The 6,877-nt window shown below is 61.5% G+C and carries 9 protein-coding genes; 5 read left to right on the forward strand and 4 right to left on the reverse strand.

Features of this window, described 5'->3' with window-relative positions; translation table 11 throughout:
- The first annotated feature begins 43 nt into the window (after positions 1–43).
- The 4 genes from AC5JJ6_RS34375 (at position 44) to AC5JJ6_RS34390 (ending at position 3,794) form a co-directional block, all read left to right on the forward strand.
- On the forward strand, positions 44–1,033 hold the full coding sequence (locus AC5JJ6_RS34375) for a tripartite tricarboxylate transporter substrate binding protein (RefSeq protein WP_496046352.1): 990 nt from the start codon (positions 44–46) through the stop codon (positions 1,031–1,033).
- 14 nt (positions 1,034–1,047) lie between these two features.
- Positions 1,048–1,521: a tripartite tricarboxylate transporter TctB family protein gene (locus tag AC5JJ6_RS34380; protein ID WP_496046353.1), complete on the forward strand. Its 474-nt coding sequence runs from the start codon at positions 1,048–1,050 to the stop codon at positions 1,519–1,521.
- Between the two features lie 4 nt (positions 1,522–1,525).
- Positions 1,526–3,010: a tripartite tricarboxylate transporter permease gene (locus tag AC5JJ6_RS34385; RefSeq protein WP_496046354.1), complete on the forward strand. Its 1,485-nt coding sequence runs from the start codon at positions 1,526–1,528 to the stop codon at positions 3,008–3,010.
- Positions 3,011–3,080: 70 nt separating this feature from the next.
- On the forward strand, positions 3,081–3,794 hold the full coding sequence (locus AC5JJ6_RS34390) for a hypothetical protein (RefSeq protein ID WP_496046355.1): 714 nt from the start codon (positions 3,081–3,083) through the stop codon (positions 3,792–3,794).
- Positions 3,795–3,840: 46 nt separating this feature from the next.
- On the opposite strand, the gene AC5JJ6_RS34395 is transcribed toward AC5JJ6_RS34390, so the two are convergent.
- The 3 genes from AC5JJ6_RS34395 to AC5JJ6_RS34405 all read right to left on the reverse strand — a co-directional run bounded on the left by AC5JJ6_RS34395 (position 3,841) and on the right by AC5JJ6_RS34405 (position 5,717).
- Positions 3,841–4,419, reverse strand: a complete 579-nt coding sequence (locus tag AC5JJ6_RS34395; RefSeq protein WP_496046356.1) for a hypothetical protein — start codon at positions 4,417–4,419, stop codon at positions 3,841–3,843.
- 190 nt (positions 4,420–4,609) lie between these two features.
- The gene (locus tag AC5JJ6_RS34400; RefSeq protein WP_496046357.1) at positions 4,610–5,065 is read right to left on the reverse strand and encodes an Rrf2 family transcriptional regulator; all 456 of its coding nucleotides are present in this window, start codon (positions 5,063–5,065) and stop codon (positions 4,610–4,612) included.
- Between the two features lie 109 nt (positions 5,066–5,174).
- Positions 5,175–5,717, reverse strand: a complete 543-nt coding sequence (locus AC5JJ6_RS34405) for a hemerythrin domain-containing protein (RefSeq protein WP_496046358.1) — start codon at positions 5,715–5,717, stop codon at positions 5,175–5,177.
- 469 nt (positions 5,718–6,186) lie between these two features.
- On the opposite strand from AC5JJ6_RS34405, the gene AC5JJ6_RS34410 reads away from it, so the two are divergent.
- The gene (locus tag AC5JJ6_RS34410; RefSeq protein ID WP_496046359.1) at positions 6,187–6,486 is read left to right on the forward strand and encodes a DUF2934 domain-containing protein; all 300 of its coding nucleotides are present in this window, start codon (positions 6,187–6,189) and stop codon (positions 6,484–6,486) included.
- A 60-nt stretch (positions 6,487–6,546) separates the two neighbouring features.
- On the opposite strand, the gene AC5JJ6_RS34415 is transcribed toward AC5JJ6_RS34410, so the two are convergent.
- On the reverse strand, positions 6,547–6,877 hold a 331-nt coding region (locus AC5JJ6_RS34415; RefSeq protein ID WP_496046360.1), incomplete at its 5' end, for an alpha/beta fold hydrolase.

Here is a 6,877-nt window from a genome sequence, read left to right on the forward strand (position 1 = left end):
CGCAAAAAACCAAAAAAGCACTCAAGAACACTGGGAGGGAATCATGAAGAGAAGAACGTTCATCCGCACCTGCGCGCTGGCCCTGACCGCCGTCGGCGGATTGCTGGCGATGGGACAGTCCCCAGCCCTGGCGGCGTATCCCGAGCGCCCGATCACGATGATCGTCCCCTGGGGCGCCGGCGGCGGCACCGACGCCACGGCGCGTATCGTCAGCAGCCTGCTGGAGCGGACGCTCGGGCAGCCGATCAACGTGGTCAACCGGACCGGCGGCAGCGGCGTGGTGGGCCATCAGGCCATCGCCAGTTCGGCGCCCGACGGCTATACGCTGGGTCTCGCGACCGTCGAGATCGGCATGATGCACTGGCAGGGGCTGACACAGCTCACCTATGCCGACTATACGCCGCTGGCCTTGATGAACGAGGACCCGGCCGGGCTTCAGGTCGCTCAGGACAGCCCGTACAACTCGGCCAAGGACCTGCTGGAGGCGATCCGCGCCAAGCCGGGCACCATGAAGGCTTCCGGCACCGGTCAGGGCGGTATCTGGCATCTGGCGCTGGCCGGCATGCTTCAGGACGCCGACATCGCTCCGCAGGCGGTCGCTTGGGTGCCCAGCCAGGGAGCGGCGCCCGGTCTCCAGGACCTTGTGGCCGGCGGCGTCCAGATAGCGCCCTGCTCCATCCCGGAAGCGCGGTCGCTGATCGACGCGGGGCGGGTCAAGAGCCTCGCGATCATGGCGGAAAAGCGCCACCCGCTGTTCCCGAACATCCCGACGCTGAAGGAACAGACCGGCATCGACTGGACCATGGCCGCATGGCGCGGCGTGGTAGCTCCCAAGGGCCTGCCCGACGACATCGCCCAGAAGCTGACTTCGGCGTTGAAGCAGGTCTATGACAGCGCCGAGTTCAAGGATTTCATGAACCAGCGTGGCTTCGGGATGGTCTACGCCTCGGGCGAGCAGTTCGGCACTTTCATGTCCGAGAGCAACGACAGCCTGGGTAAGGTGATGAAGGCGGTCGGGATCGCCCGGCAGTAAGGGCGGCAGCTGCAATGCGGATCAACGACGCGATCCTGGGAGCGGTCCTTCTGGCCTTCTCCCTCGCGGTCGGGGTGTATGCCCGGACCTTTCCAGCCATACCCGGTCAGGAATACGGCGCATCCGTATTCCCGACCTGGATTTCCATAGCGTTGGGGCTTTGCTCGATCGTCCTCATCGCGGGCGGCATGCGGCAATGGGCCGAGACGGGCGCCGTCTCGCTGGCGCCATGGGCGCGCTCGGGCCATCACCTGCGGACGCTGGCGATCACGATAGCGCTGGTGATCTTCTATATACTGGCTTCGACGCCGTTGGGATTCATCCCGACGGCGTTCATCGCGCTCGCCATCCTGTTCGGCGTTCTGGGTGTCAAGCCGATCCTGGTGCCCGTCCTCGCGGTGGGCATCACGATGGCGGTGCATTACGGATTCTACAGCCTGCTCCGGGTGCCGCTGCCGTGGGGCGTGCTGACGCCCTGGGCTTGGTGACGCGATGGATGCGATCCTTCTTGCGAGCCAGATGGTCTTCCAGCCGGACGTGCTGGTCACCATCGTCCTTGCCGCCCTGTTCGGCCTGTTCGTCGGGTCCGTTCCTGGCCTGACCGCCACCATGGCGACGGCGCTTCTGGTGCCGATCACCTTCTTCATGGCTCCGGTCGCCGCCATCGGCGCCATCGTCACCTGCTCGGCGATGGCGATCTTCGCGGGCGACATCCCCGGAACCCTGCTGCGCATCCCCGGCACTCCCGCCTCCGCCGCCTATACCGATGAAGCCTACGCCATGACCCGCAAGGGTCAGGGGGAGCTGGCGCTGGGGGCCAACCTGCTGTTCTCCGCCCTTGGCGGGCTGTTCGGCACGGCCGTCCTGATCGTGGCGGCCCCCTCGCTGGCCGAGGTGGCGCTCCAGTTCAGTTCGTTCGAGTATTTCTGGCTGGCCTGCCTCGGCCTGACCTGCGCCACCGTGGTCGGATCGGGCTCGACCATCAAGGGGCTGGTCAGCCTGATGATCGGGCTGCTGGTCGCCACCATCGGGCTGAACAACCCGGCGGGCGTGCCGCGCTTCACCTTCGGCAATGTCGATCTGATGGGCGGGATCGACTTCATCGCGGCGATGATCGGCCTGTTCGCGGTGTCGGAGATCTTCCGCTACGTGCTGGGGATGTCCGCCGACACCAGCAACGTCCAGGCGCCGGCCGGCAACCTGTTCACCGGCTGGGGCAGGCTGTTCAAGCAGTACTGGCGGCAGTCGCTTCGCGGCAACGTGCTGGGGACCGCCATCGGCGCCCTGCCCGGCGCCGGGGCCGACATCGCGGCCTGGGTCAGCTATGCCGTCAGCAAGCGCTTCTCCAGGACGCCGGAGAAGTTCGGCACCGGCCATGTCGAAGGCATCATCGAAAGCACGTCGAGCAACAACGCCGCCCTTGGCGGCGCCTGGGTCCCGGCGCTGGTGTTCGGCATTCCCGGCGACAGCATCACCGCCATCGTCATCGGCGTGCTCTACCTGAAGGGCATGAACCCGGGACCGACGATCTTCATCAACAACCCGCAGGACATCTACGCGGTCTTCCTGATCTTCATCCTGGCGAACATCTTCATGGTGCCCGCAGGCTGGGCGGCGATCAAGTCGGCGCGGCTGCTGATGAAAGTTCCGCGCAACGTGCTGATGCCGACGATCCTGATGTTCTGCGTGGTCGGCTCGTTCGCCATCAACAACTCCGTCTTCGGCATCAGCGTCATGCTCGTCTTCGGCTTGCTGGGCTTCATCATGGAGGAGAACGGCTTTCCGATAGCACCGACCATCCTGGGGATCGTACTGGGACCGCTGCTGGAGGAAAACTTCGTCACCTCGATGATCAAGTCGGGCGGCAGTTTCCTGGGCTTCTTCGAACGTCCGCTGGCTGCGGGCCTCGGAGTCGTAACGCTGGCGATCTGGGTAGTGCCGCTGGTTCTGTACTTCTGGCGCAGGTCGAGGCGCTAGTTCACGACTTATTAAGCTTAACAAACGATAACCATGACATCACAGGCCCGAATCGTGCGGAGCTTTGCCGATGTCATTGAATTTCCTGGTACGGGGCAAGGTGGATCAATTGCCCCAGCCGCAGTCGGATGCGGAGACCAAACAGTTGCCCGCGATCGCGCAGTCTCTCTCACAGCCTCTGGCGCCGCCAACTCCGGCGTCGCTCAGAGGCACACCACGCGATCGCGTCGCAGCTTCCAGCGGCGCTCCGTCCTTCCATGCCGGCGAGACGACGATGACGGACGACCTCCAGGCAATCGCCAACCTGATCGGGCAACTCAGCGACGACGAACCGGACTCACCCCCGGCACGGACACCGGCCGCCGCCCCGGTGGAAGAGCCCCGGAAGGCTCCAGAGAACAGCAGTGCGCGGGAGGACTCCTTGTTCGATGAATACCAAGCCACCCTTGCCCGCCTCGAAGCGTCGAAATCCAGCGGCGAAGGCCTGCTGTCCCAGATCGAGACGTTCTCCAGCACGCTCGAGCGTCAGGTCGCGGAACTGAGCATGGCGCGGGTGTCCATGAGCAAGCTTGCCACGGACAACAGCCGGCTGGTCAACGAGAACGACCGGCTGCGCGCCATGCTGCGGTCCCTGCTCGAAGCGATCGACGCCGATGCCCGCCGCAACAACGAGAGCATCGCGGCAGCCGAACGGCGGCTGCGCGACCTTAGCCGCCAGCCACAGTCCGGCGACCGCGACCGGCAGAAGCAGGGTCCCGCCCGCGGCTTGGTTGCGGAAGGCTGATCGGAACGAAGCAGGCGCGTCTGGATAGGGTTGCTCGATGAGCAGATCAGATCTGGACGTGCAATGCTTCCAAGTCCTTCAGGATGGCAGCTTCAGGCATGATCCCCTGTCGAGAGGGCATGCAGGAAAACCCAAAATTGATACTTCTGTATCCGTGGGCAATAGAATCACCATAGTTGACGAACCCGATACAGGAAAACTTTCGCTTTTCCAATGAGAACCTCATCAACTTGTACGTCTTGTCGTTCACCCTGACGCTTGGCAACGTCTCCCATGCTTCGGCTTCATTCTTGATCATAGAGAAGTCGCTAAGTAGAGATTGAGGCTCTCTATGGCCCATCATCGTCTTGCCGCCGGCAAGATAAAGCATTGTGGACATGTGATTGCTGCTGCTCTCGAATCTCCGGCCATATGCGGTCGCGACATGTTCGACAGTGTTGGAGGTCGCTATCCAGCAACTTTTTTCGCCAGACGGCTTCAGATCGCTACGAGAACTTTGTATGCGGAAGTTCGCACAATCCACAGGTCCGTCCCGCCCCGAGAAATAAGCTTCCTCAGTAGACTGACAGGCTGTGCCGGCTAATGCAGCGGCAGCCAGCAGTCCAATTCTCAACATGAAATTCATTATTTTGATTCCTGAAGCACGTGGCGTAGCGGATTGCTCGAATATTCATTCGACCGAATCCTATCCTTTCTTACGCACACCCAGAGGCATTTCAACAGCCCCTTCTTCCTGGAAATAACGACGCGGGAATATTTTCTTCAATAAGATTGTTCGGTCTGGGACGGCCCGCGACTATACGTCACGATGGGCCTCAATCGTGTGCAGCCATCAAAAGTTCGGCCAGCTTGGCCTTGGGAACTACCATCTCAGCCAGCGTATGCTGATCCAGCACCTCCAGGAATGCCAGCAAAGCCTTGTTCAACACACCTTTCAGCACGCAGGCGCTTACGATCTTGCAGTCGTTTCCGCGTTCGGCAGTCCCATTGGAAGCGAAGCAGTGGACCAGGGCCATGTCCTGCTCCATTTTCCGCACGACGTCGCCGATCACGATCTCAGAGGCGGGACGGGCCAAGCGGAGTCCACCATTCCTTCCCCGGACCGTTTCGATGAATCCTTGAAGCCCAAGCTGGTGAACGACCTTCAGGAGATGGTTGTTCGAGATGCCGTAATGATCGGAGATCTGCCTGATCGTGACCAGCTCGTCGCTCCTGACCCCGAGATAGATCAGCACCCGCAGCGAATAGTCGGTATAGGTGGTCAGATGCATGGCGCTCTCCGTGCCCTCGGCAACAAATAATGCGCCCTGTATATATGTTTCCCTGGGGCTGCGGAGTAGGTTTGTATGGACCCCCTACTCCGCAGCGCCCAACTCCGCGTCAGGCTTCGTTCAGGAGCAATGCGGAAAGCCTCTGGAAATGCTCTTTGCCACCTTTCAGCGGATCGAGGCCTTGCTCGGCGTTCGCCTCCAGTTCCGCCCAGTCCGCCGCCGACAGGACCCGCATAGCTGCGGGAAGCACGTCTCCAACCTCGCGCATCATGTGATTGCGCTGGAAATCGACATAGTCGACCGCAGCCTTGATGAAGACTTCGCGCAGCATCGTCGCATCGCCGATCAACTGCTCGACCAGATTGGCGAACTTGCTGCTGATCTGAGGCATGTTGCGGTGATCCTCGAGCAGGGCATCGACCTGACCGCCCATCGCCGGTTCGCGCTCCTTCAGCTTGACGAAGATCGCATCTTCCTTGGGGTGATGGTAAAGGTCGGGGAAGCTCTGGGTGTACTCCATGATCAAATGCAGCAGGTCGAGATCGGGCGAAGCCGACTCCGCGAACAGCATCACCTGGCGGTCGATCAAATGAAGCAGCTTGGCGATCGTGCGGTGTTCTTCGTTGATGGTCGTGATGAGAGAAGATGCCATGGAAAATCTCCTTCCTGTCCGTGACAGGACGATCCGGCAGCGTCGGACCCCTGAGTGGGCAGTCCTTGTTTTTACCGTGCCACAGCAGACTCTATGCCTCGCCTCAACTTCTTGCGATGCGACAAACTGTGCTCGCAATCATACACCGCGGCCATGAACGGTGACGATTTACCGGCTCAGGCTCAGCAGGATCACCATCAGCAGCAGGGCACCTCCCAGGATCAAGAACAACGGATCGATGCCGGAGCGGCGCTTCTTGACGGGCTTCATCGATTTTTCCTCCCCCTTGGGCCAACAACTCCGACTCGATCATCCTCCCAAAGCCCGCTCTCGATCCAGCGCGATCTTTCCCCCACCGATTTGTGTCGATCCGGCAGGGATGAATATCGGGGACTCCTGTTGACCTAAAACAATCTGTGGGATGCGTTTCGACACTGTCCCACTTACCCCTGCGACCCAGGAGAGCACGATGGACCTAGAGCGCATCAAACAGCGGGCTTATGAGCTTTGGCAGCAGGAAGGCCAGCCTGAAGGCAAGCAACAGGAGCACTGGGATCAGGCGGTGCGCGAAGTCGGCGGCAATCCGGACCAGAGCGGCACTCAGTTGGAGTCCGGCTCCGACGGCGACACCGTTCCCGACAACCTGACTGAAGCAGCCGACGCTCTCCGAGGAGTTTCCACTGGAAGTACCGAAGGTACCGACGCCGACCAGTTCGGCGCCGAGACGGTGGAGTCCGGAACCCAGAACCAGCAAGGTGGTGGCGTCTAGTATCTATCGCCGGTACCTGGAATGCTTCGGTCGGCAATGCGGTGCCGGCCGAAGCGGCGTTCAACCGGCAAGACCTAGCTTTCCGATCCGTTCATCTACCCGCTCGGACATCCGGTGGACTGCGGCGACGACCGCATCGGTCCGGGCATGATGCAGCATGTGCCCCACCCCAGGCAGTATTTCCAGTGTCGAATCCTGCACGATCTTGTGCAAAGGCTTTGCGTGGTATTGCGGCCAGACGATCCTGTCTTCGGATCCCGACAGGATTGCAACGGGCACCCGGATTTGAGGATACCGGTGGCACGTGGAGCCGGCGCCTGCGACCATGGCCGAGAAATCCTCGCCATTCGAGCAAAGCTGCTTGGGCCGCAGCAGCATGCCGCCGGGGAAG

It is taken from the genome of Skermanella sp., assembly GCF_059503625.1.

Coding starts and splice junctions, on each gene's coding strand:
- AC5JJ6_RS34375 (WP_496046352.1), top strand. CDS start 44: ATGAAGAGAAGAACGTTCATCCGCACCTGCGCGCTGGCCCTGACCGCC.
- AC5JJ6_RS34380 (WP_496046353.1), top strand. CDS start 1,048: ATGCGGATCAACGACGCGATCCTGGGAGCGGTCCTTCTGGCCTTCTCC.
- AC5JJ6_RS34385 (WP_496046354.1), top strand. CDS start 1,526: ATGGATGCGATCCTTCTTGCGAGCCAGATGGTCTTCCAGCCGGACGTG.
- AC5JJ6_RS34390 (WP_496046355.1), top strand. CDS start 3,081: ATGTCATTGAATTTCCTGGTACGGGGCAAGGTGGATCAATTGCCCCAG.
- AC5JJ6_RS34395 (WP_496046356.1), bottom strand. CDS start 4,419: ATGAATTTCATGTTGAGAATTGGACTGCTGGCTGCCGCTGCATTAGCC.
- AC5JJ6_RS34400 (WP_496046357.1), bottom strand. CDS start 5,065: ATGCATCTGACCACCTATACCGACTATTCGCTGCGGGTGCTGATCTAT.
- AC5JJ6_RS34405 (WP_496046358.1), bottom strand. CDS start 5,717: ATGGCATCTTCTCTCATCACGACCATCAACGAAGAACACCGCACGATC.
- AC5JJ6_RS34410 (WP_496046359.1), top strand. CDS start 6,187: ATGGACCTAGAGCGCATCAAACAGCGGGCTTATGAGCTTTGGCAGCAG.